Annotated in this window: 21 protein-coding genes; 15 read left to right on the top strand and 6 right to left on the bottom strand. The window is 51.4% G+C overall.

The window, feature by feature from the left end; genetic code table 11:
* A partial coding sequence (locus PAECUDRAFT_RS18880; RefSeq protein ID WP_006039736.1) for an IS110 family transposase occupies window positions 1-243 on the bottom strand: 243 nt, incomplete at its 3' end.
* A gap of 478 nt (window positions 244-721) precedes the next feature.
* Here PAECUDRAFT_RS18880 and PAECUDRAFT_RS18875 point away from each other — a divergent pair.
* The 10 genes from PAECUDRAFT_RS18875 (at window position 722) to PAECUDRAFT_RS18830 (ending at window position 11,073) form a co-directional block, all read left to right on the top strand.
* Window positions 722-1,816 carry an acyl-CoA dehydrogenase family protein gene (locus PAECUDRAFT_RS18875; protein ID WP_006039735.1) on the top strand — a complete coding sequence of 365 codons (1,095 nt, stop codon included), beginning with the start codon at window positions 722-724 and terminating at the stop codon, window positions 1,814-1,816.
* 5 nt (window positions 1,817-1,821) lie between these two features.
* Complete coding sequence (locus tag PAECUDRAFT_RS18870) at window positions 1,822-2,907, top strand: aminoacyl--tRNA ligase-related protein (RefSeq protein WP_006039734.1); 1,086 nt, start codon at window positions 1,822-1,824, stop codon at window positions 2,905-2,907.
* A 14-nt stretch (window positions 2,908-2,921) separates the two neighbouring features.
* Entirely contained in the window at window positions 2,922-4,058 is a 1,137-nt protein-coding gene (locus PAECUDRAFT_RS18865) for an acyl-CoA dehydrogenase family protein (protein WP_006039733.1), read from the top strand.
* Between the two features lie 72 nt (window positions 4,059-4,130).
* Complete coding sequence (locus tag PAECUDRAFT_RS18860; RefSeq protein ID WP_006039732.1) at window positions 4,131-4,388, top strand: acyl carrier protein; 258 nt, start codon at window positions 4,131-4,133, stop codon at window positions 4,386-4,388.
* A complete protein-coding gene (locus PAECUDRAFT_RS18855) occupies window positions 4,385-5,632 on the top strand; it encodes an ATP-grasp domain-containing protein (protein WP_006039731.1) in 1,248 nt (415 codons plus the stop codon). Before PAECUDRAFT_RS18860 ends, PAECUDRAFT_RS18855 begins: the two co-directional genes overlap by 4 nt.
* Before the next feature lie 30 nt (window positions 5,633-5,662).
* Window positions 5,663-6,424: a diaminopimelate epimerase gene (dapF, locus tag PAECUDRAFT_RS18850; RefSeq protein WP_006039730.1), complete on the top strand. Its 762-nt coding sequence runs from the start codon at window positions 5,663-5,665 to the stop codon at window positions 6,422-6,424.
* A 46-nt stretch (window positions 6,425-6,470) separates the two neighbouring features.
* Window positions 6,471-7,808 (top strand): diaminopimelate decarboxylase, encoded by a 1,338-nt coding sequence (gene lysA / locus PAECUDRAFT_RS18845; RefSeq protein WP_006039729.1) that lies wholly within the window; start codon window positions 6,471-6,473, stop codon window positions 7,806-7,808.
* Entirely contained in the window at window positions 7,795-9,030 is a 1,236-nt protein-coding gene (locus tag PAECUDRAFT_RS18840; RefSeq protein ID WP_006039728.1) for an ATP-grasp domain-containing protein, read from the top strand. The genes lysA and PAECUDRAFT_RS18840 overlap by 14 nt, the downstream gene beginning before the upstream one ends.
* The gene (locus PAECUDRAFT_RS18835) at window positions 9,024-10,289 is read left to right on the top strand and encodes an MFS transporter (RefSeq protein WP_006039727.1); all 1,266 of its coding nucleotides are present in this window, start codon (window positions 9,024-9,026) and stop codon (window positions 10,287-10,289) included. Before PAECUDRAFT_RS18840 ends, PAECUDRAFT_RS18835 begins: the two co-directional genes overlap by 7 nt.
* Before the next feature lie 13 nt (window positions 10,290-10,302).
* A complete protein-coding gene (locus PAECUDRAFT_RS18830; protein ID WP_006039726.1) occupies window positions 10,303-11,073 on the top strand; it encodes a thioesterase II family protein in 771 nt (256 codons plus the stop codon).
* A gap of 33 nt (window positions 11,074-11,106) precedes the next feature.
* Here PAECUDRAFT_RS18830 and PAECUDRAFT_RS18825 read toward each other — a convergent pair whose 3' ends face one another.
* Together PAECUDRAFT_RS18825 and PAECUDRAFT_RS18820 are read right to left on the bottom strand one after the other, a co-directional pair.
* Window positions 11,107-12,063, bottom strand: a complete 957-nt coding sequence (locus PAECUDRAFT_RS18825) for an aldo/keto reductase (protein ID WP_006039725.1) — start codon at window positions 12,061-12,063, stop codon at window positions 11,107-11,109.
* A 43-nt stretch (window positions 12,064-12,106) separates the two neighbouring features.
* On the bottom strand, window positions 12,107-13,111 hold the full coding sequence (locus PAECUDRAFT_RS18820; protein ID WP_006039724.1) for a Gfo/Idh/MocA family protein: 1,005 nt from the start codon (window positions 13,109-13,111) through the stop codon (window positions 12,107-12,109).
* Between the two features lie 125 nt (window positions 13,112-13,236).
* Here PAECUDRAFT_RS18820 and PAECUDRAFT_RS18815 point away from each other — a divergent pair, with 125 nt between their 5' ends.
* The 3 genes from PAECUDRAFT_RS18815 (at window position 13,237) to PAECUDRAFT_RS18805 (ending at window position 16,765) form a co-directional block, all read left to right on the top strand.
* Window positions 13,237-14,088 carry an AraC family transcriptional regulator gene (locus PAECUDRAFT_RS18815; RefSeq protein ID WP_006039723.1) on the top strand — a complete coding sequence of 284 codons (852 nt, stop codon included), beginning with the start codon at window positions 13,237-13,239 and terminating at the stop codon, window positions 14,086-14,088.
* 461 nt (window positions 14,089-14,549) lie between these two features.
* Entirely contained in the window at window positions 14,550-15,068 is a 519-nt protein-coding gene (locus tag PAECUDRAFT_RS18810; RefSeq protein WP_006039722.1) for a DUF6886 family protein, read from the top strand.
* 119 nt (window positions 15,069-15,187) lie between these two features.
* Window positions 15,188-16,765: a sensor domain-containing diguanylate cyclase gene (locus tag PAECUDRAFT_RS18805; RefSeq protein WP_006039721.1), complete on the top strand. Its 1,578-nt coding sequence runs from the start codon at window positions 15,188-15,190 to the stop codon at window positions 16,763-16,765.
* A gap of 62 nt (window positions 16,766-16,827) precedes the next feature.
* Here PAECUDRAFT_RS18805 and PAECUDRAFT_RS18800 read toward each other — a convergent pair whose 3' ends face one another.
* Window positions 16,828-17,199 carry a hypothetical protein gene (locus PAECUDRAFT_RS18800; protein WP_006039720.1) on the bottom strand — a complete coding sequence of 124 codons (372 nt, stop codon included), beginning with the start codon at window positions 17,197-17,199 and terminating at the stop codon, window positions 16,828-16,830.
* Window positions 17,200-17,287: 88 nt separating this feature from the next.
* Between PAECUDRAFT_RS18800 and PAECUDRAFT_RS18795 the strand changes: the two genes are divergently transcribed.
* Together PAECUDRAFT_RS18795 and PAECUDRAFT_RS18790 are read left to right on the top strand one after the other, a co-directional pair.
* Complete coding sequence (locus tag PAECUDRAFT_RS18795) at window positions 17,288-17,968, top strand: HAD family hydrolase (protein ID WP_006039719.1); 681 nt, start codon at window positions 17,288-17,290, stop codon at window positions 17,966-17,968.
* A 145-nt stretch (window positions 17,969-18,113) separates the two neighbouring features.
* On the top strand, window positions 18,114-19,073 hold the full coding sequence (locus PAECUDRAFT_RS18790; protein ID WP_006039718.1) for an MraY family glycosyltransferase: 960 nt from the start codon (window positions 18,114-18,116) through the stop codon (window positions 19,071-19,073).
* 240 nt (window positions 19,074-19,313) lie between these two features.
* On the opposite strand, the gene PAECUDRAFT_RS18785 is transcribed toward PAECUDRAFT_RS18790, so the two are convergent.
* Together PAECUDRAFT_RS18785 and PAECUDRAFT_RS18780 are read right to left on the bottom strand one after the other, a co-directional pair.
* Window positions 19,314-19,769 carry a hypothetical protein gene (locus tag PAECUDRAFT_RS18785; protein ID WP_006039717.1) on the bottom strand — a complete coding sequence of 152 codons (456 nt, stop codon included), beginning with the start codon at window positions 19,767-19,769 and terminating at the stop codon, window positions 19,314-19,316.
* A gap of 393 nt (window positions 19,770-20,162) precedes the next feature.
* Window positions 20,163-21,224, bottom strand: coding sequence for a hypothetical protein (locus tag PAECUDRAFT_RS18780; RefSeq protein ID WP_006039716.1), 1,062 nt, complete (start codon window positions 21,222-21,224; stop codon window positions 20,163-20,165).
* Between the last annotated feature and the right edge of the window lie 380 nt (window positions 21,225-21,604).

Here is a 21,604-nt window from a genome sequence, read left to right as displayed (position 1 = left end):
CATGCCAACAAGGAAAGAGGTTTTGCCGTGTTTGTCACCAACCGCCTGGATCCAAGTGAGTAGCTTTTCAAATCCTGTCTTTGTATTGGTAAAGGAGACGTGACGTGGTGTGAGCGTCCGCCCACGGAAATCTGTGATTTGTGCGGCATGTATATCTTTGGCGATGTCGATTCCTACAATGGCATGGTGATTGGTAATTCGTTCAATGCGTTGATTTGCAGCATCGTTTCGAGTAAACTTCATGTTAAGCGCCTCCTGATGGGTTTTTGGGTATCCGACCCCGTAACACCCCCATCATACGAGGCGCTCCTTTGTTTTGTCCAAGCTCAAATCTTAGACTCTACAGGAATGTTTAGCCGCCGAGAGGCCGCTTTTTATGGCGATTAACGGCGCTGAGGTCCGTTAGCGCCGATTTTCAGTGCCGTGCGCAGCCGACAGAGCCCTTCATAAAATCTACAATGAAAAAGAGGGTGACATTTTCATAATATGTGTTATGATACAAATAGTATCATTCGTTGGTCACTATAAATGCCATCAACGAGTGAATGATAGTAATATAGCGAAAAATGGAGGGATTCCAACAAAAAAGCAGCATCCGCATTGATACGTAATGTTACATTCCCTGAAACATTACGCCAATACATGAGCTAAGCGTCATCCAAACCATCCAAAACTAACAAATACGCCATCCAAAATCTACGAGGATATGGAGGGAAATGATTTGTCTTTAACCGCTTTGGAGATCGATGATCTGATTACGCAAGGCATTCACCGAGCTACAACTCCTGCCCCGTACGGCAATGCGTATTCCCCTGCGCAATACAAGGAGATGCTGATGGGCATCGCCAAGCACAACCCTGCGTTAGCGCTCAGCATGTCCATGCATCTGCTGACGGTATGGGGACTATCTTATATCCACACCGATTTTAACCGCAGTTTTTACTTTAATGAAGTCGCGACGAACAACGCGCTCTTCGCCTCCCCCAATGATCCCGTGCTCTACTTTAGATCGTTATCCGATATGAATCCCGATAAATTTCCCGTGAAAGTCAAGTTTGTAGAAGACGGCATGATCGTTAACGGCATCCGGCCTTACGTTTCGCTGGAGCCCTTCGTTCAGTATTTGCCGGTCATGAGCATTATTCGCAATGAAGAGACGGACGAGAACGAAATCATTTTTGCGATGGTGCATAAATCCGATCCCGGCGTCAGCGTGAAGCAGGATTGGGAAACGATTTCGATGAGCCAAACGCATAGCAATACGGTCGAGCTGAACGATGTCTTTTTGCCGATGGATCGGCTTATTTCGCGAAGCGCGGAAATTCCGCTGGATATGGACGTGTTTCCGTATCTTTTTCGAGTCGGTATTTGCTCGGTTTATTTAGGTGTGGCTAAAACAGCTTTATCCCATGTCATGGAGGAGCTGACCGCCGCCTCATCCGCCAATCCGAGCCCCTCCAAAACGTTCGCCCGGTATCAGAAGCTGGCCGAGATGAAGCTGCTGCTCGATACGAGCGAATCCCAGCTGGACAAGCTGTGCCGCGTCGTCGCGACCTATTTGCAGGGCGAACCGGCACCCGAATTGACACCTATCAGCCTGATGACAAAGGAATATGTGCTGACATCCGCCGAGCGAGTGGTCGAGCTGGCCATCGAGGCTGTCGGACCGCAGGCAGTGAAGCCGGATTCGGTTCTGGATAAGCTGTATCGCGACGTCAAGGCGAATACGTTTCATCTGCCGCGCAGCGATGTGCTGAAAGAAATCGTGGCCAAACAAAGGCTCGGCGTAATCACTATGCGATCAAGGTGGTGCTAGCATTGATGAATTTGAAATTGATGATTCCCGCTGGATTTGACGAACAAAAAAGAGGGCTGCTGATCGAGCAGGTCTCCTATGTGACCCCTGCGATTACAGCTGTAGCGATTGACCAGGATGATCTGCTGATTACGCTCGGTGAAGGCAGCGAGCAGAATGAAGAAGTATTTACGCAGCAATTCGAGGCGATTCTGGCCAAGCTGGAGGATTACAAGTCGATTCCGATCAAAACGATCAAGTCGAACGAGGACAGCGGCCAAGCGGGCAGGCAGTCCTTATCTCGCGATCATGCGTCCATCGATCCAAGAGCGTACCAGATGCTGGACGACCTGTTCCTGGGCATTGCCCGCAAGCATCAAGCAATGGAGCGCAGATACCCGACTTTGCTGAAGGGGAAAGTGATGCACACCTGCGGATACGCTTCTAATTTCCCGCAAAACGTGTACGCTGTCGCGGAAATTCCGCATCGGTTCGAGGCGTTGGAGTCGGCGCATGAGCACATGGATGGTGCATTCCAGAAAGCGGACTATTATTTGCAGCCGTGCATTTGCTATCACGTGTATGAGGAGCTGTCCGGCCAGCAAGTCAGCGGCGTGCATCTCTATACGGCGGAGGGCCGCTGCTTCCGGCATGAGGCGGAATGGCGCTTGAATGCTTTTCGCCGCAACGAGTTTTCGATGCGGGAAATCGTCATGGTCGGCACGTCGGCGGACATTACGGAAATTCGCCAGCGCATCATCGACGATGTGTGGGAGCTGTTCGTGAAGCTCGGCTTGAACGGGACGGTACAAACGGCGAATGACCCGTTCTTCACAACGGATGGGCTGGACAAGCTGGTGTTCCAGCTGATGTCGAGCGCCAAGTATGAGCTGATCGCGCAGTGCGGCACGATTTCCTCTGCCATAAGCTCATTCAATCATAGCGGCGATGTTATCGCCAAGAAGTTTCAAATTACAGGGCCAGACGGGGAAGCTGCGCATTCCGGATGCGTCGGCTTCGGCATTGACCGTTGGATTCAAGCGCTAGCCCATCGATATGGCGATGACTTGCAGCAATGGCCGTTAACGATGCTGGAACCTATTCATTCGTAGAAGGATGTGACTGCGTGAGCGCAACGGTACTTACACTCTCTGAAACAATCCGTATGGACGACCTGGTGAATCAACAGGTGCATACGCTGACGCTGCCCGAGCCATACGGAAGTGGGCTTTCCTGTGCGGCGAGCTACTCGGGCATGATAGCCGATTTGGCTGCCGGGGACTTGCCGCTTGCCATCCGGCTTGCGAATCATCTGACCAGTGCATGGGGTCTTCGCATGATGCAGGCGGAGGCGGGCAACCCGATAGATAGCTGCTTCGCAAATATACGGAGCAAAGGGATGCTGCTCGCATCGCTTAACGAAATAGATTTCAACGAGCGCGAGCCGGAAACTTCCGGCGGAGGCGGAGCCATTCAGGCGACGGCAGCTGAAGGCGGCATGCGCTTTAATGGCGTCCGGCAGCGCGTGCATATGGATGCGCATGTGCAGTATTTGCCGATGTGCGGCATCATTCATGACAAAAACGGCAGCTCCTCCTTCGCGGTAGCCGTTATTCCCATTACGCGGGAAGGGGTATCCATGCAGCGCTGTCCGGATGTCTGCCAATCGGATGAGGCAGGCTTCACCGCGATTGAATCCTACAGCGTGCGGCTGCAGGACGTCTTTGTCCCCAATAACGAGCTGGTGAGCTTTACAGGACAGGAATCCGCACTGTTGGAACGATTTCTCCTTCTTCATCGGCTGAACGTGAGCGCTATTTATCTCGGTATCGCCAAATCGGCGCTAGCGTGCGCATGCGATTCCGCCAAAGCCTCCTTCGTGCCGCAGTGGGGCTTGCCGCTTAGCCGATTTCCGGGCACGCAGTTTCTCGTGGCGGATGCTGCAATTTTGCTGGAGGCATGCGAATCGCAGCTATACACGTACAGCAGCCGAATAAACGAGCTGTTTAGCGGTGGCGGCGATGGCCGTGAGCTTGTGGCGGATACGGGGCTGTTGACGATGGAATACATGGTGACGGCGACGCAAAAAATCGTAAATTACGCGATGAAGATCGCCGGCATATCCTCGATTCGCGCCAATCATCCGCTAGCCAAGCTGTACGGAACGCTCAAGTCCTCTTCTTTCGATCTCGGGCAAATGGAGAGCGACGATAACCGGGAGCAGCTTGCACGCGCGCTTTTAAGATCGGCGTCGGCGGGATAACAGCGCGGCAAGGAACATACAGCTTTCTCAACGTAATCGCACTTATTTTCACATATAGAAAGGGCGTTCCAGATGACGAACTCTACGGATCAGGCGTTATTCCAAACGGTAAGAGAGGCTGTCGTTACGGTCATGAAACGTAATGTGGAGCTGAATGAGAACACCAAATTGAGCGATGAGGGCCTCGACTCGATTACGACGGTGCGGCTTTTGGTGCAGCTGGAGAAGAAGCTGAGCATCCAGTTCCGCGAAGAGGACCTTACGCTGGACAATTTCGTGACGATTAGCAGCATCATGGCGATGCTTGGCAAGTATGGGGTGACGGCGTGAAGCAGCGAGTAACGGTGCTTGTCGAATCAGGCAATCATGCTTATGAAATCAGGGATTTGACGGAGACAGGCTATGCCGTTGTCTACCTGACGTCGGGCTTGTACAGAAATTTGCCCGAATATCTAGACATGGCAATTGAAGTTATCCGCGACAAGCAGATGTTCGAGCCCGCGTTTTTCGAGCAGCAGCTGGCGGAGCTTGAGGGCAAATACGAAATCGCGAGCGTGTTCACAACGAGCGACTTCATGATCCCGCTGGTTACGCAATACTGCCAGGCGAAGGGCTATTACAATCTCAACCCTGATCTTGCCGATACGCTACGCAATAAGCATAAGTTTCGGCAGAGGCAGCAGGAGCTGGGCTTCCCGACGCCTGCCTTCCGGCTATGCCGATCGGTCGAAGAGGGCGAGGATTTTCTTGCCCGGATGAACAAGGGGCTCGTCTTCAAGCCGGTCAACGGCAATCAGTCCGAAGGCATACGGCTTATCTATACGGTTGAAGAGCTGAGAGAGGCGTATGATACGCTGCAGCTGCTGTCCCGGTTTACGAAGGGCGTCGTGGAGAACAGCGAGTATTTGCTGGAAGCCTATGTTCCCGGGGCGATATTCAGCTGCGAATTTATGAAGGATCGTAATGGCGTTCATATTCTCGGCGTAACGAACCGTTATTTGGGCGAGCCGCCAAGCTTCGTCGAATCGGGCTTCATTTTCCCTTATCAAGGCGTTGAAACGGAGCCTGTCATCGAGGAAACGCGCAAGTTTATCGAGCGATTCCAGTTCGATTTTGGCCCCTGCCATATCGAGTACATTATGGGCAACGACGGCCAGCTGTACATTCTGGAGGTAAATCCGCGGCTGTTCGGCTTCCCTTGCTACTGGCTCATTAATCAAGCGATGTCGGTCAATATATTCGCTGCTATCGCATCGCTCTTCGAAACCGGCGTGTTCACGGCAAATACAGCTGCCTCGAAGGTAGCGACCCTGTTCGAGTATTATCCGCCGACGGAGGGCTATATTTCGATTGATGTCAAATCGCTGCAATCCAGCGAGTCGGGCCCGCTATGGGTGATGAATCATGCGCCCCAGAGCCGCTTCTATTCGTCTACGTCCTCCAACAACGATACGCTGCTTTCGGTGCTTACCTGTGCAGAGACGGACAAGCAATGCATTGAGCTGGCGCAGTCCGTGTGCGAGTCCATTGAAGTTACCGTCAGAACGAAGCCTAAGGTGCCTTATTTGGTTTAACATCAAAAATCAAAATTTGGAGGGTTTCCTATGCAATTTTGGAAGTTTGAAGCAGAGGGCAACAGCTATATCGTCGTTGAAAGCTCGAATCTCCATGCGGTAGACATTCCGGCTATATGCTCCAAAAGAACAGGGCTGAGCGGAGATGGCCTACTCGTCGCCGAGTGGCTGACCGACAGCACCGTTCATATGCGCGTATTCAACGCCGATGGAACCGAGGCTCCGATGTGCGGGAACGGTGCACGCTGCGTGGCGGCTTTCGCTTACGTGAACAGGCCGCAGCTGCGAGACCAGGACATCGTCATCAAAGCGCAAGGCGCGACGGTGACGCATCGACTGGCTGGTGAGGAAGGCATGAAGTTCAATGCAACGATTCGCTTCGAACGCGACCCGCTCATTAATAAATACGGAGAAGAGTCGCGTTATCAATATGTCGTCGGCTCGCCGCATTTGGTCATTTTAACCGATTTGGAGGCTGTCAATTTAACGCATGAAGGGCCGATTTATGAGGCTACGTTCGATGGGGGGACTAATGTGATGTTCGCATCCGTGGTTGACCGTGGCGTCATCCGGGTGCTGCCTTGGGAAAGAGGCGTCGGCGTGGTTGAAGGGTGCGCGACGGGTTCGGCGGCTGCGGCGATGGCTGTCGCCCTAGAAATGCCGGATTGGCCGCTCGAATCAGAAGTGTTGACACCGCAGGGCTGCGTGCGCGTGGAATGGAACGCCATGGACAAGGTGCTGTGTATGGAAGGCAATGTAAGTCTTGTAGCCGAAGGGATGTATTTCGTCTAATTGCCGAATTGTGCCGAGCTTCAATATCAATGAGGGAGTGATCAATATGTTCAAATATGGAACGCAAACGATCGACGAGCGGGGGCAATTGGAGATCGGCGGCTGCAATACGTTAGGCTTGGCTAAGGAGTACGGCACGCCGCTTTATGTCATTGATGAAGCTGCTGTTCGGCAGCGCTGTCGGGATTATGTACAAAGTTTTCGGGCGCATTGGAATCATGTGGACGTCGCTTATGCCTCCAAGGCGTTTATGATCGGCCAAATGGTCAATCTGGTCGTGGAAGAAGGCATGAGCCTGGATGTGGTGTCTGAAGGAGAGCTTAAGCTGGCATTATGGGCTGGAGCGCCTGCTTCCCGCATTACGTTTCATGGCAATTACAAGACGCAGGACGAAATCAGGCTGGCTGTTGCCAGCGGCGTAAGAACGCTTGTTATCGATTGCTTGGAGGAAATCGATGCGATCGAGCAGGAGGCGCAGAGCCAAGGGAAGCTTCAGGCGGTTGATATACGCGTAAACTTAGCTATTAATGTCTACTCCAATCCGAAGTTTACGACGGGCCATATGGAATCCAAGTTTGGGCTGTCTATCTTCGATCATACGGCTATGCGCGCGATTGCGGCAATTCTCCAATCCTCCTCCCTGATGCTGCGCGGCCTGCATTTCCACTTGGGCTCGCAAATCCAGGAGGTGAAGTTCCATCAGCAAGCGTTGGAACGATTGGGGGCGTTTATTCAAGCCGTGACGGACGCGCATGGCTGGAAGCCGTCCAGCATTACGATGGGGGGCGGCATGGGCGTGAATTACTCGGGCTATGCGAGGCCGCCAACGCCGCAGGAGTGGGCGGATGGCGTCATGCCGGTTTTCCGCGAGCACGTCGCTCCGCTATGCGAAGAAAATGTCATTTTCGGAATTGAGCCGGGACGTTCTGTCATCGCTGAATATGGGACGACGCTGTATACCGTGGGGCCAATTAAGCCAGTGCCAGCGGGTCAGGATGTTCGCGCCTTTATTTCGGTGGACGGGGGACTGTCCGACAATCCGCGGCCAATTATGTATGAGGCGCATCATAATGTGCTCTTGGCTGCCCATCCGAATGCGGAGCCTACGGATATGTTGCCGGTTCGCATTTTCGGACGCCATTGCGAGACGGATCGGATGATCGAGAGCGCGCCGCTGCCAGAGGTGAAGACGGGCGATCTATTAGCCGTACAATGTACGGGCGCTTATACGTATGCAATGTCCAATAACTACAACCGGTTCATGAAGCCTGCTGTCGTTTTCGTTCAAGGTGGAAAGTCCCGGTTGGCTATCCGCCGAGAAGTGTTCGAGGATTCGATTCGTACGGAAATGATGGACGGGGTGATCGCCTATGAAGGCCGGTAGCCCAGCGAAACGGATGATTATGATTGGCGGCTGGACGGAGATCTATCAAAAGGCGCAGGCGGCGGGGTTGGCGGTTACGCTCGTTCAGGAGAAGAGCAAGGTCAAGCCGGAGGATTTGGCTTATGTCGATGAGCTGATAACTTCCTCGCTGGAGGACCCTATTCTGCTGGAGCTTTTTGATATCCTGCATCGGGATAGGCCGTACGATTGCGTCGTCTCCTTCCAGGAGATGGGGGTTCTGACGGCAGCAAAGCTGAAGGAACGGTTAAACCTGCCCGGCAATCCGCTGTTTCCCGTCTTGACTACGAGAGATAAGGGAAGAATGCGGGCCTACATGAAGGAGAGGCAGTTCCCTTCGGTGCCTTACGCTATTGTGGCGGCTGCGGCCGATGTGCTGGGCTTCATCGATGAGGTGGAGCTGCCGGTTATTCTTAAGCCGAGCTATGGAACGGGCAGCGCCCAAATCTACAAAATTACGGAAGTCGGGCAAATCGCGCCCGCGCTTGAACAGATCCAAGCCGCTTATAGCGGCGGAGACATTCTCGTCGAGAAGTATATCGTCGGCACGGAGATCAGCGTAGAAGGCTTCACGTGGGAAGGGCGGCATACGATGATTGCCGTAACGGATAAGTTTACGACGGGCGCGCCCCATTTTGTAGAGACGGGACACAATATGCCGTCCTCTCTGCCTTCGGACAAGATCGAAGAAGCGAAGCTGCTGGCCGCATCCTTGATGGACTTAATCGGCCACCAGTACGGTCCATCACATACGGAGATTATCGTGGCGGAGGACGGGATGTATGTCGTCGAAACGCATACCCGCGTAGGCGGGGATTATATATTTGAGATGGTGGAGCGGGTTTTCGGCTTCGACTTGTTCACGCAAACGTTCAATGGATTTATAACCGGCCAGCCAGACCTGTCTAACGGGTTTACGGGACAAGCGGCTGCAATCCGTTACTTGCAGCTGCCTCCGGGAGAAGTGAGCGTTCTGGAAGGCGTCGATCGATTGAAGCAGCGGCCTGATGTCGTCAGATGCCAGATCGATGTCGAACAAGGCAAGCCGACGAAGCCATTCACCAAATCATTGGAGCGCAATGGCTTTATTCTGGCCCAAGGAAGTACGCCAGAGGAAGCTGTGCGAGTCATCGAGCAGGCATGGTCGGACCTACAAATTGAAGTGGTCGAGCAAGGCGCCGTGCAGAGCGAAATCCCATGCTAGTGCGACGCTACGCCGAGCAATTCGCCATTAACAAAGAGCTGGGGAAGTTTATTGCGGCTTCCCTGGCCTCTTCAACCGGGGCAGGCATGCAGTTTATCGGCATGAGCCTGCTGCTGTACAGCATGACGCAATCCGCTGCTTCAATCGGATGGCTGCTGCTCGTCCATAGCATTGCAGGCATCCTGCTCTCGCCTTGGATGGGCGTGTTCATCGACCGTTGGAGCTTCAAGCGCCTGTGTGTGGCCAGCGATGCTATACGTGCGCTGGCGCTAGGCCTAATTCCGTTGTTTGCTATGCAGGGAGACGTCCCGATCGGCATCATTTATGCGACGGAATTTATTCTGGCGGCCTGCGACCGTTTCCACTGGCCTTCATCCATGGGGCTGATTCGTACGATTATACCGGAGAGCCAACTGATGCGCGCCAACGCCCGATTGGGAATTGCAAACCAGCTGGGCATGCTAATCGGCTCGGCTGTAGGCGGTATACTGGTGGCCGCGTTTTCCGCTATTATTGTCATTTATATCAACATGTTCACGTTTGCCTTGTCGGCGCTGCTTACCTTCCTGATTAAGGGGCTGTATGCCATTAATAAGAGTAGGGATACGGTCGAGAAGCCAAGCGTGAAAAAGGATTGGGTGGAAGGCTTCATGTACATGAAGTCACGCCCGAAGGTGATCTCGCTCGTTATCATTCAAATTTTCGGTTATATGACGTTGTATGTTTGCAACACGCTGCTGCCGGTGTTTACCGAGAGGGAATTAAAGGTTGGAGCCGCGGGGTTCGGCTATATTGAAGCGGCTTGGGCAATTGGCGCCATTGTGGGAAGCTATATGCTCGTAAAGCTGATGGAGCGTATGAAGTTCGTTTCCTTTGGCCGCATCAGCATGCTCTTGATCGGTGGCTCGCTTATCGTCTTTCTGACCTCTGCCCATCTCGCGCAGGCGATGATCGGCTACTTGCTGCTAGGCTTCTTTGTCGTCAGCAATCGGATTCATAACGAAACCCTCATTCAATTGGAAATCGATGTAGCGTTCATCGGCAGAGTCAACAGCATGATGGTCATGCTCATTTCCTATATTAGTCTTGTTGTTTACCTCGGCGTAGGGTATTTGGGCGATGCGATTTCAATCCGGTGGATCTATTTGCTGATGAGCGTGCTCGTCATCCTGTCGCCTTTGCTGGAAATACGGTTTAGCCGGGCACGGAAGCCGATGCATGCGCAAACGGCGAGCGTTCAAGCGAACGCCGGGGAGTAAGGAGAAGGTAAGCATGGTGAAACGAAATCAATTGTTTTGTATCCCTTATGCGGGCGGCTCGGCATCGGAATTTGGAGACTGGCAAAGCCTGATCGGGGATTCGATTGAGGTGGTGCCCGTCGAGCTGGCGGGGAGAGGAAGCCGTCAACACGTACCGTTATGCGACAGCATGGAGGAGACGGTGGCAGATGTGTATGAGACGGTAATGTCACAGCTTAACGGACAGCCCTACGCCATATTTGGTCATAGCATGGGTGCGATCGCTGCTTTCGAAATGGCGAGGCGAATTCACCGCTTATCGGAATGTCCGCCGCCTGCTCATCTGTTCTTCTCGGGCCGCAATCCGCCGCATATTCCCCGAAGGGAAGGGGTTCCCTTGCTGCATCAGCTCGATGACGATGCCTTCCTTGAGGAAATTGTGCAATTCGGCGGCTTCCCTGACGATCTGATCGAGCATCGGAGCTTATTCCGGTTGTTTATGCCGCTGCTGCGGGCGGATTATCGCGTATCCGAACGATATGTGTTCCAAGCCGATCCGGCGGTGGACTTAGCATGCAGCGTATCGGTTCTATACGGCACGAAGGATCACTCGACGCCAGAGGTAATGGCGCAATGGCGGCGATATGCTTCAGGGCCTTGCACCCTTCGGGCCTATGAGGCGGGCCATTTCTTCATCCACGATTACAGGGAGCAGGTCGTGGAGTGGGTACGTTCGGAGCTGCTTGGCACGTTGGCTGTAAGCTCGGGAACGACGGGAAAGCACGAAAAAAGCGTTGCAGAGTGATGCTCTCTGCAACGCTTCTTGCCGTTTGCCGACTTAATTGTCGTTGTTGCGTCCGTTCTGGTCCGACGTCAAATCGAGCCAGTCCAGCTCCTCTCGTGTCAACACAATACGGGAGCCTTCCTCGCATGAACGCAGCTCCTCCGCCGATTGCGCGCCGATGAGCGCGCAGGTCGGGAACGGCTGGTTCAGCACATAAGCAAGCGCGATTTGAATCGTCGTCACGTTCTTGCGCTCTGCCAGCTGCTTGGCGCGGGCGAGACGCTCCCAGTTGCCGTCGCTGTAGAAGACGCGAACCAGATCGGCATTGGTCCGATCCTCCGGCGAGAATCGTCCGGTGAAGAAGCCTCTGGCTTGGGAGGACCAAGAGAACAACGGGACTTGGGTCTGTTCATGCCATGCGAGCGTGTTGCTGTCGGTTGAAACGCAGCCCGGCCAGAACGGCTCGTTGGCTTTGGCTAAGCTGAGGTTCGGGCTGCTGAAGGAGAAGCCGACCAATCCTTTTGCCAGCGCATAGTCATTCGCTTCTCGCATCCGCTGCCAGCTCCAATTGGATGCGCCAATTGCTCGCACGGCGCCAGAGGCAATATGCTCGTTCAACGCCTCGATGATGTGGCTGACAGGGACGAATGGGTCATCGCGATGCAGCGCATACATGTCGATGTAATCGGTTTGAAGTCGATGCAGGCTTTCCGCCAGGTCGCTGCGAATCGCTTCGCGGTTTACGCGCGGGCCGTTCTGGTCATGATGCGCGCCTTTGGTCAAAATGACCCATTGCTCGCGGTTGCCGCGCTCTTGCAGGTATCGACCAATGACGGCTTCGCTCTCTCCGTTGGTGTAGACGTATGCGGTATCGATTGCATTGCCGCCAATTGCGAAGAAGGCATCGAGATTGGCTGCGGCTTTCTCAAAGTTGTCATGGGTAAAATAGTCGGAGCCCTTCATTAGCTGGGAAACCGGCTTGTGCAAGCCTGCTACTGAAATATGCTTCATCGTATTCTGTCCCTCCTTGTGGAATTGTGCCGGGATGCTAACGCTATTGTGACAATGAGACTCTTGTGCGATTGCGGGCCGACTGCAGGCATGCGTCAATCACTTTCATGTTGGCGATGGCATCGGCGGCGGGAAATGCTAAAGGCGTGCCTTCTATAATTGCGCGGGCCATATGATCGGCTTGCTCGGAATAAGCATTGACGAAGGGTACCTCAATCTCTCGTCGCTCGCCTGCTGCCGTTACGAAAATGCTGCCGCTCTCAGCCGTCGGCGTGATGAACGCGGAAGGCACTTCAATGATGCCTTCGCTTCCGAGCACCTCAAGCGGGTTGCGGAATGCGGCCCACATGCCGCAGTCGAATGTAAGCGCTACCGAATCGCCGAATTCGATGAGCCCCGATGCCATCATGTCCACGTCATCATGCGTTGGCGAGAACATGGCATTCACTGTCACGGCTTCCGGCTCTCGTCCGAGCAGCAGGCGCGCGGCGTTGATCGGATAGCAGCCGACATCGTAGATGGAGCCGCCGCCCCAATCTTTGCGATAACGCACGTTGGCGGAGTCTGCTGCATTGTTAAACGTAAAAGCGCTGCGGATGCCGCGCACTTCCCCTATGGCGCCGGAAGCGATGAGATCTTGAATAACGCTATAGCGGGGGTGGTAGCGATACATGAACGCTTCCGCGAGCAGGACGCCTGCTTGCTCCGCAGCATTTGCCATCTCTGCTGCCTCTTGCGCCGTTAAGGCGAGCGGTTTTTCGCACAAAATATGTTTGCCCGCCTCCGCTGCTTTTATCGTCCATTCTTTATGCAGATGGTTCGGAAGCGGGATATAGACGGCATCGATCGAGCTGTCTGCGAGAAGGGCCTCATAGCTGCCGTATGCGTCCGGAATATCGAGCGCCTCTGCGGTTTGTTTGGCGTTGCTCTCATCGCGGCTGGCAATTGCGGCTACCTCGTTGTAGGCTGACTGTTGAATTCCCGGAATGACAGCGCGCTTGGCGATTCCAGCACACCCCATAATGCCCCATCGGAGCTTCTTGGTCATGATATATACCCTCGCTTTCACGATAATTGTTATGATTATATTGCGATTATAGGATATGGTTATTAAAATTAAAATGATAATATATTGCATTCAATTATAACAATATTGTCATTGGAGGAGTCGGTTTGCAACGTCAAAGCTTGCTGCTTACGCTTCCGAATATGCCTTACTTTTGCTTCCCGGAATCGGTAGGCCACTACTACGATGAACCGGAGCATGGCGTGTCGCGCGAGGCGGGGGCGCTCAACAACTTTAATATTCATTATGTCGTCTCCGGCAAAGGTTACGTAGAGCTGGACGGCGTCGTTCATGAGCTGCGCGCAGGGGAAGCCGTGCTTTATTTTCCGCTGCAAAAGCAGCGATATTATAGCAGCTATGAAGAGCCGTGGAGCATTCGCTGGTTCCATTTCTATGGCGGGAGCGGGCTGCGGGATTACTTAATGGAGCAGGGTTTGCACAAAAGCTCGCTATGGATGCTTCGCCAAACCGGTGCATGGGAGCAGATGCATGAAGAGCTGCTGCAGGAGGCGGAATCGTATCGGATGCTGCGCCCGGTACAGCTCTCGATGCTCGCGTATGCCCTGCTCACCGTATTCGTCGAGCAAGCCGTTGTGTGGAATCGCGATAAGGGAGCCAGCTCCGGCGACCGGATCATGGCGCTGCTTCCGCTCATGCAGCAGGAAGCGACGAAGCCGTTCGTGCTGGAGGAATGGGCGGATCGGCTGGGCGTGACGCCTTACTATTTCTGTAAGCTGTTTAAGAGCGCGACGAAAATGACGCCGATGGACTTCATCACGCGCAGTCGCCTGCAGGCGGCGAAGCAGTGGCTGCTGGAGCGGCGGGAGGACAACATCGGGCAAATCGCGGAGGAAGCGGGATACCCGAGCGTCAGCTATTTTAACAAGCGGTTTATGGTGCATGAGGGGATGACGCCAACGGCGTACCGAAAGCTGCATGGCGTGAATGGGCGCGGCTAGCTGGGCGTGCGCGGCTGCGCCGCCAGCGAGCAAATAGGGCAGAAGAATCTGCCCTAAAGGCGCGTGCACGCCGCCAGCGAGCAAATAGGGCAGAAGAATCTGCCCTAAAGGCGCGTGAATGCCGCCAGCGAGCGAATAGGGCAGAAGAATCTGCCCTAAAGGCGCGTGAACGCCGCCAGCGAGCGAATAGGGCAGAAGAATCTGCCCTAAAGGCGCGTGCGCGCCGCCAGCGAGCAAATAGGGCAGAAGAATCTGCCCTAAAGGCGCGTGCACGCCGCAAGCGAGCAAATAGGGCAGGAGAATCTGCCCTAAAGGCGCGTGCGCGCCGCCAGCGGGCGAATAGGGCAGGAGAATCTGCCCTAAAGGCGCGTGCACGCCGCCAGCGCGCGAATAGGGCAGAAGAATCTGCCCTAAAGGCGCGGCTGTGCCGCCCAACCCGTCTAACGAAAGGAGCGACCACGATGAAGCTGTTTCACGTCAGTGAAGAAAGCGATATTACGCGGTTCGAGCCGCGTTTGCCCACAAGGACAGACCTCGATCCCGACAAGGGGCTCGTATGGGCGATCAACGAGCGTTGCCTGCCCAACTTTTTAACGCCGCGGAATTGTCCGAGGGTCACTTACCATTGCAATGAAACGACGACCGAGGAGGATAAGCGGCTCTTTTTGTCCTCGGAATCGGTACGGCATGTCGTTGCCATAGAGCATAAGTGGTTAGAAATGATGAGACGCACCACGTTGTATCTTTATGAGTTTGATAGAGCGGGCTTCTACCTGCTGGATGAGGGCGCAGGCTATTATTTGAGCGAGACTACGCAATTTCCGATCAACAAAATCATCATACGAGATCCGCTGGGAGCGCTCATCAGCCGCGGCGTAGAAGTGCGTATGATCGATCAATTATGGGATCTGGCTGATCGAATTCAACAGACGAGCTTCCATTGGTCGCTTTGTCGAATGGGCTTCGCCCAACAACGCTAGCATGGTACGCGGTGCAATACGCCACATACAGAATTTTACCCGCCTAGCAGGAAAAATGGATGATTTTGTTGAATTTTGTCATCGTATACTAACCAACAATAAGGGAGTGCACGGTGGTCATGTTTGGCACAGGTTTTATGGGAACGGGAAAAATAAAATTAAAAAGCGTGCTTGTCGGGCTGCTGGCTTTCACGCTGATCGGCTCGACCGCCATTTTAATGGCAGTCGCGATTAATAAACAGAATGATGCGCTGACCGCTTCGAAGCTGCAGGCGAACTTTGAAGGTGCGCGGAATTTATCGACAACGGTAAACACGATCAAGGATCTCATGTTTCACGAGCTGGGCAGCACCGCGCGATTCATATCGGAGCAACAACCGACGATGGAGGAGGTCCCCCCTCTAATCGGAGCGCTGCTCGGAGGCGACCGCTTGTTTAATGGGGCGCTGCTCGCCGATGAGTCCGGCATGGTGTTGGCGACAACGCCAAATACTGGGTTTCACTCAGGGAGCGTGCTAGAGGGACAGATCGCAGCCCATGCGCTTCGTCGCGGCCGTGGGCCTGCAGTATCCGATCCGTTCATTAACCCGGATGGTCATCGCGTAGTTATGGTAACGCATCCCGTTCAAAAGCCAGGCGAGCCGCCGCACCAGTTTATCGCAGGGTTAATTGATCTGGAGGGGCGTAACGTGTTCAGCGACGTGTTTGATCATGCGATCAAAAGCAATGCGGGAACGTACGCTTATATCGTAGATGGGCAAGGCGAATTGCTGCTGAATCCGGACGGCCGACGAAGGGAGGTTGTGGTGGGTGCGACGACGCTGCAATCCGTCTTCGGTGACGGAAAACTTCGGTTCGCAGCTATCGGCAATGCGCGCGGAGGCTCTGATTTGGTCGGCTATTTGAGGGTAGGCGATATCGGATGGGGCGTCGTCTTCCAATCGCCTTCCGCCATCGTTGAGGAATCAAAGGCAGCTATCATGAAAGCGCAGCTCGCGTGGATGATACCGCTTGTAGCGGCATTCCTGCTCCTATGCTTATGGATCGGCCACAGGCTGGCATCGCCTTTTATCCAACTGACGGCCATGGCTCGCCATATTGCGGCTGGCAAACGAATCGCTGATGCGCCTTTTCAGAGCCATTGGAATTACGAGGCGCACCATCTGGCGGGGGCAATGATGAAGGCTGTGCAGGGCTTGCAAACGCAAGCGGATGAAATGAGCCTGCAGGCTCGGACGGATAGTCTCACAGGTCTGGCTAATCGGACGGGGCTGGAGGAATGGCTGACAGAACGGCGATCTGTGCCGGGCGGATATACGCTGCTCGTTATCGACATCGACCATTTTAAGAGTGTAAATGATAAGTTTGGTCATCACACAGGCGATGAGACGCTTGTCCATCTCGCGCACATTCTTCAGGCGGAAAGCGGAGCGGACGATCTCGTGTGCCGCTTGGGCGGGGAGGAGTTTATTGTTCTTCTTCCAGCGGCAAGCTTGGATACCGGAACGATGCTGGCGGAACGCGTGCGCCGACAAACGGAGCGCAGCATCAGCCCTACCGGCAGCCCGATTACGGTTTCGATTGGCGTAGCGCAATGTGTGGATGCTGTCGACTTCGAGCAAGTGTTCCAGCGGGCGGATCAGGCGCTTTATGAAGCCAAGAGAACAGGCCGCAATCGGACGAAGGCCGCGGGTTAATGCGCATCAATCCATCAAAAAAAGCAGCCATCGCTCTTATAAGGGAGAGTGGCTGCTTTTGCTTATTTTGTTGCCGGAATAATCGTCAAATCAAACCGGTCGGTTACCTCCCGCAGGGAGGCCATCGCTTGTTCATAATCGGGCTTATTGACGACATATAAGCTATCGTTAACGACTTTCCTACCCCAATCAGAGGCTGCCCAGATGTTAATATGTTTGAAATCATCATCAAACCAAATCATACCTTGCTGTGTAATTTGGTTTCTATTAGTTGGTAGGAAATAGACAAGAGACCCCATGCTGTAGCCTTTATTTCGTTGCGTAATATAGATGTCCATCATGACATCCGTTTTAGTGAAATCATAGCCATCGATTGTGACTTTGCCAACGAATTTGTGCTGCCTGAATAGCGGTTTATACAAGGTTCCAGTCATCTTTCCCTCCCTTTCAATCTATCGAAATTCACGCTCAATGATAACATTCGACTGCTATATTTATCAATAAATGTAAGGAGTGAGCCGTATGACAGTACGAGCAATATTGTTCGATCTGGATGGAACCTTGCTAGACCGCGACTCTTCGCTAATACAGTTCGCCCGCGACCAGTACGATAGGTTTCCGCAGCTGCAGGTCGTTAGCCAAGATGCTTTTGTCGACAAATTCGTTGCGCAGGACTGTCACGGCAATGTGTGGAAGGACAAGGTGTATCAGCAGTTGATTGAGGTTTTCGGGATAGAAGGACTGGCATGGCAGGAGCTGCTGGACGATTACTTAGCGTCCTTCCAGCGGCACTGCATCGGGTTTCCGAACCTGAAGAGCGTGCTGACGGCGCTCAAGGAGCAGGGCATTCGGATGGCGTTAGTATCTAACGGCTATGGGCAGTTTCAATATGATAATTTCAAAGCGCTCGGTATCGGGCATCTATTCGATGAGGTGCTGGTTTCGGAGTGGGAAGGGCTGCGCAAGCCCGATCCTGCCATCTTCCAATTAGCTTTGTCCAAGCTTGGCGTCGAAGCGGGAGAGGCTTTGTTCGTAGGCGATCATCCGGACAATGATATACGAGCCAGCCGCGAGGTGGGGATGAGGGGCGTATGGAAACGAAACAATGCACAACTTGGATCGAGCACGGCGGTGGAAGCGGACGCGAGTATTGATGATTTCACGGAGCTTCTGGACTATGTAAAGCAGTGCAGCAAGCAATAGCGAGCAACACAAGAGACAAGGGCGCCCATGGGCGTCTTTTTATTTTATTCATTTTGGAACTTTGTGGGCATGATAAGCGTCTGCACCTATGAGGACAAGATTTGACACGTTTTGATAACCTAATGAATTGGAGAGGGAGCTACTTATGACGTATGCCGTCGCATTTCTCATTTCGTTTGCCATCGTATATGTATTGATTCCGCCGCTCGGCAAGCTCGCATTCCGCCTCGATTTCGTGGACAAGCCTCGCATGGACGTCGAGCGCAAAATCCATCGGCAGCCGATTCCGCTTACCGCAAGCTATGCAATTTTTATCGGGTTTATTGCGACGTATTTCATTTATGCCAAAGGCTTCACGACGCAGACGTTCGCCATTATTGCCGGGTCGCTGCTGCTGCTCGTGATCGGCACGCTGGATGATTGGTACAAAACGAACGGGAAGGACTTCCCGGCGCTGCCGAAAATGCTCGTTCAAGTATCTGCGGCCGTACTGGTGTATGCCTCGGGCATTAAATTCCACGGCTTTTACAATCCGTTGAGCGACGGCTTTATCAATTTCCCGGAGTGGCTGCAGTGCATGCTGACCGTACTGTGGATTTTCGGCGTGACGACGGTCATTAATTTCTCGGACGGCATGGATGGACTCGCTGGCGGACTTTCCGCCATATCGGCTGTCACCCTGTTCGTTGTGGCATTGGCCAAAGGCCAAGGCGATTCCGCGATGATGGCGATCATTCTGGTCGGCGTCACTGTCGCATACTTGCGGTACAACAAGCCGCCTGCCAAGGTGTTCATGGGCGATGCAGGAGCAACCTTCCTCGGCTTCATCCTTGCGGTCATCGCGCTGGACGGCGCATTCAAGCAGGCGACGGTGCTGTCGATTTTTATCCCGATTCTCGCGCTCGGCGTTCCGATTTTTGATAATATCTTCGTCGTGCTGAAGCGTCTTGTTCAAGGCAAACCGATCTATCAGGCCGATGCGAGCCAAGCGCATTATCGGCTGCTGCGCACGGGACTGAACCCGAAGCAGGTTGTGTTGTTCTTGTACCTGATCAGCAGCTGCTTTAGCTTGTTTTCGATCATTTTGCTGCTGTTGAATGTGTGAGCGCGTGCAGTAATCTAATAGCAATCTCCATATAAAAAGGGCCCTAAACGACATACGAATCTAGTTGTTACTGACCGTATGCTGCTTGGGGCTTTTCGTGATAACTCGTTATTAGTTGACCGTAAGCTTAGTTAGCTTGATCTAACCCCACCTTCTCATCGGAATGCTCGACTACGGGTTTCTGACTGCAGGTCATTTTGTACCTGATTCTAATCAATTAAAGAACAACGTTATTAATATCTAATAATTTGTTATATTATTAGTGAATTCTAAAAGAGAGTTGGTGACCTTCTCTTCCTCTGGATTATTGTGCATTGCCGAAAATATATCAGCCAATGTAGAAGAGTTTTTATTTATTATACTAACGTCCTTTAGGTTTAGTAGGGCTATGTAAAATTTATTGAGAGTTACATCTAATAAGTCATTATTTTTCTCGAAGGATGTTAAGTTGGATAAGGTTGAAGCTGTTGAGACACTAGATAGGCATTTTTTATAATCTTCTCCTTCAAAGGTTTGTATATTTAAGCAAGTGTTAAATTGTGAGATTTGATATAGAAAAGTATCGTTAATATTCTTTTGTATCTCATTTATACGAGATTGTTGATTGGTGTCATTTATTTTAATTGAAACAATATAAGATGCCAGTAAAATTAACAGAATAATGTATAAACTGAAAATAAATTTTCTTTTTCTCATTGCTTAGTATCACTCCTTAATAATCCGAAAGGCTCCTAAGACGCAACCATTCACACATTAATATGTACTCGGCTTGATGACAATGTATTTATTTTTTCTAATTGGATCCGGGTAGTTGCAATGGTGTAGGTATAGTTGAGTGATTTTTTGAGTAACGCCCCCCTGTCTTCTCTGAGAATTGAGAATGGTTGATTAAACAATTTTAATGAATCTGATTAATGTCTAGATTACAATGCTGTCTTCATCCTAATTTTACCTCTTATCTTGCAATTTTCAAAGTTCAAATGGGATTCTCGTATCGACTCAGTTTATCAGTACTATAAAGCGGTTGAAATAGAATAAGGGCTCAAGGGATGCGATACCTTTTATGGTATGCATATTGAGCCACTTTTATTAGTAATTTACATGTAACGAGAGATAGGGATTCGGTGTCTCATCAACATAGTAGCTACTTGGAGAAACAGACAGAGACCCAATAGGATAGCTTACTGAAGGAGTGATAGTTGCTGAGCTTTGTTCGTGCTTATAATTACCATAAACACTTACGTATCTCAAACTCGTACTGTTTACATTGGCATGATAACTAAGGTATCCTCTTTGATTTGAATACTGGAGATAATAGTATGGAATAAGATAATCATCGTAGAGATCCTGGGTTGCAATAGTACCACCCGTATCAATCTTTAGTGAAGTGGGTGTAGTGCTGGATACAATACTTTGAGTTCCATTCTCATTTTTATCAGCATTAAATGCATAAGTTACACCACTGCTACTGTTTTGAGTCAAACCACCATCATGTCCTAACGCAAACACATCAGTTGTTCTATAATAGGGAGAAATTACCCACTGGAATCTGAAGGATAATTGGTAGCTGCTCCCACCCTCGTAAGCTGCACTCAATGTGTAGGTTAAATAACCATCGCTAGAATTAATGTTTTGGTTACCAGAGTCGTATGAAAAATTGGATAAAACAGAGTGAAGTGGTGTATTAAGATTTAATCCGAAATTAGATGGAACCAATTTTGAGGTTTTATTACTTCCAAAAGAAAAATTATTTTTATCTTTGTTTTTTCTTTCTTTTACTTCATTATCAAACTGTTCTTTTGTTAGTTCGGTTATTTTATCTGTACCTTCTACAGGCTTAAGAACCTTAGTTTTTTTCTTTGTAGTTGGATCAATGTTTTCGACTTCTTCAGTACTGTAAGATAGCTTGATATACTTGGTTGTATTCACGATGCTCTGGGCATCTTTATACTCAAGAATCTGAGCATCATTTAGAAAGCTATTGATTTCCTCAGCGGTCCAGCCACCCTTCAATAGGTTGTTAATAGCTCTATCCTTATCGTTAGTTTTAGTAACATCAGTAGCTGCATATGCGCTGCTTGCTCCACAAACAAGGCTAGCAGCTAATAAGGACAACGCAGCTATATTTGCTATATTTTTGAACTTAACCAAGTATAACGCCTCACTTCATATTTTATTATGTGCCAATGTAAATTTTCGAGATAAATCAATTTGTTATTGATGGCCACCAATTAAACAGTTTATCCACAAGAAAACCTTACAATGGAAATTATACCATAATGCAATATTTTTATTATATAGCGAAATTAGCGATATACTGACAAGTTTTGTCGAAGAAACTCGTTTGTTCCGTTCTTTGGCGCTTCTCACTAACCTAGTTTACAATATGGTAATTTGAGATACCAGAATACAGCTCGTCTTGACGATACATTGCATGTTAAAATTGAATGTTTTTTCGTGCTGGACTGAATCTGACAATATGTATTAGTGGCCCTTTCCTCGTATGTTTCCATCCAATGTGGATTGTAATC

The sequence above is a fragment of the Paenibacillus curdlanolyticus YK9 genome (assembly GCF_000179615.1).
In the GTDB taxonomy this organism is placed as follows: Bacteria; Bacillota; Bacilli; order Paenibacillales; family Paenibacillaceae; genus Paenibacillus_T; species Paenibacillus_T curdlanolyticus.
Note: the sequence above shows the minus strand (reverse complement) of the source record. Positions and strands in the feature narration are given on the sequence as shown.

Coding starts and splice junctions, on each gene's coding strand:
- PAECUDRAFT_RS18840 (WP_006039728.1), top strand. CDS start 7,795: ATGAAGGCCGGTAGCCCAGCGAAACGGATGATTATGATTGGCGGCTGG.
- lysA (WP_006039729.1), top strand. CDS start 6,471: ATGTTCAAATATGGAACGCAAACGATCGACGAGCGGGGGCAATTGGAG.
- PAECUDRAFT_RS18810 (WP_006039722.1), top strand. CDS start 14,550: ATGAAGCTGTTTCACGTCAGTGAAGAAAGCGATATTACGCGGTTCGAG.
- PAECUDRAFT_RS18790 (WP_006039718.1), top strand. CDS start 18,114: ATGACGTATGCCGTCGCATTTCTCATTTCGTTTGCCATCGTATATGTA.
- PAECUDRAFT_RS18860 (WP_006039732.1), top strand. CDS start 4,131: ATGACGAACTCTACGGATCAGGCGTTATTCCAAACGGTAAGAGAGGCT.
- PAECUDRAFT_RS18795 (WP_006039719.1), top strand. CDS start 17,288: ATGACAGTACGAGCAATATTGTTCGATCTGGATGGAACCTTGCTAGAC.
- PAECUDRAFT_RS18820 (WP_006039724.1), bottom strand. CDS start 13,111: ATGACCAAGAAGCTCCGATGGGGCATTATGGGGTGTGCTGGAATCGCC.
- PAECUDRAFT_RS18830 (WP_006039726.1), top strand. CDS start 10,303: ATGGTGAAACGAAATCAATTGTTTTGTATCCCTTATGCGGGCGGCTCG.
- PAECUDRAFT_RS18825 (WP_006039725.1), bottom strand. CDS start 12,063: ATGAAGCATATTTCAGTAGCAGGCTTGCACAAGCCGGTTTCCCAGCTA.
- PAECUDRAFT_RS18800 (WP_006039720.1), bottom strand. CDS start 17,199: ATGACTGGAACCTTGTATAAACCGCTATTCAGGCAGCACAAATTCGTT.
- PAECUDRAFT_RS18805 (WP_006039721.1), top strand. CDS start 15,188: ATGTTTGGCACAGGTTTTATGGGAACGGGAAAAATAAAATTAAAAAGC.
- PAECUDRAFT_RS18835 (WP_006039727.1), top strand. CDS start 9,024: ATGCTAGTGCGACGCTACGCCGAGCAATTCGCCATTAACAAAGAGCTG.
- PAECUDRAFT_RS18870 (WP_006039734.1), top strand. CDS start 1,822: ATGAATTTGAAATTGATGATTCCCGCTGGATTTGACGAACAAAAAAGA.
- PAECUDRAFT_RS18785 (WP_006039717.1), bottom strand. CDS start 19,769: ATGAGAAAAAGAAAATTTATTTTCAGTTTATACATTATTCTGTTAATT.
- dapF (WP_006039730.1), top strand. CDS start 5,663: ATGCAATTTTGGAAGTTTGAAGCAGAGGGCAACAGCTATATCGTCGTT.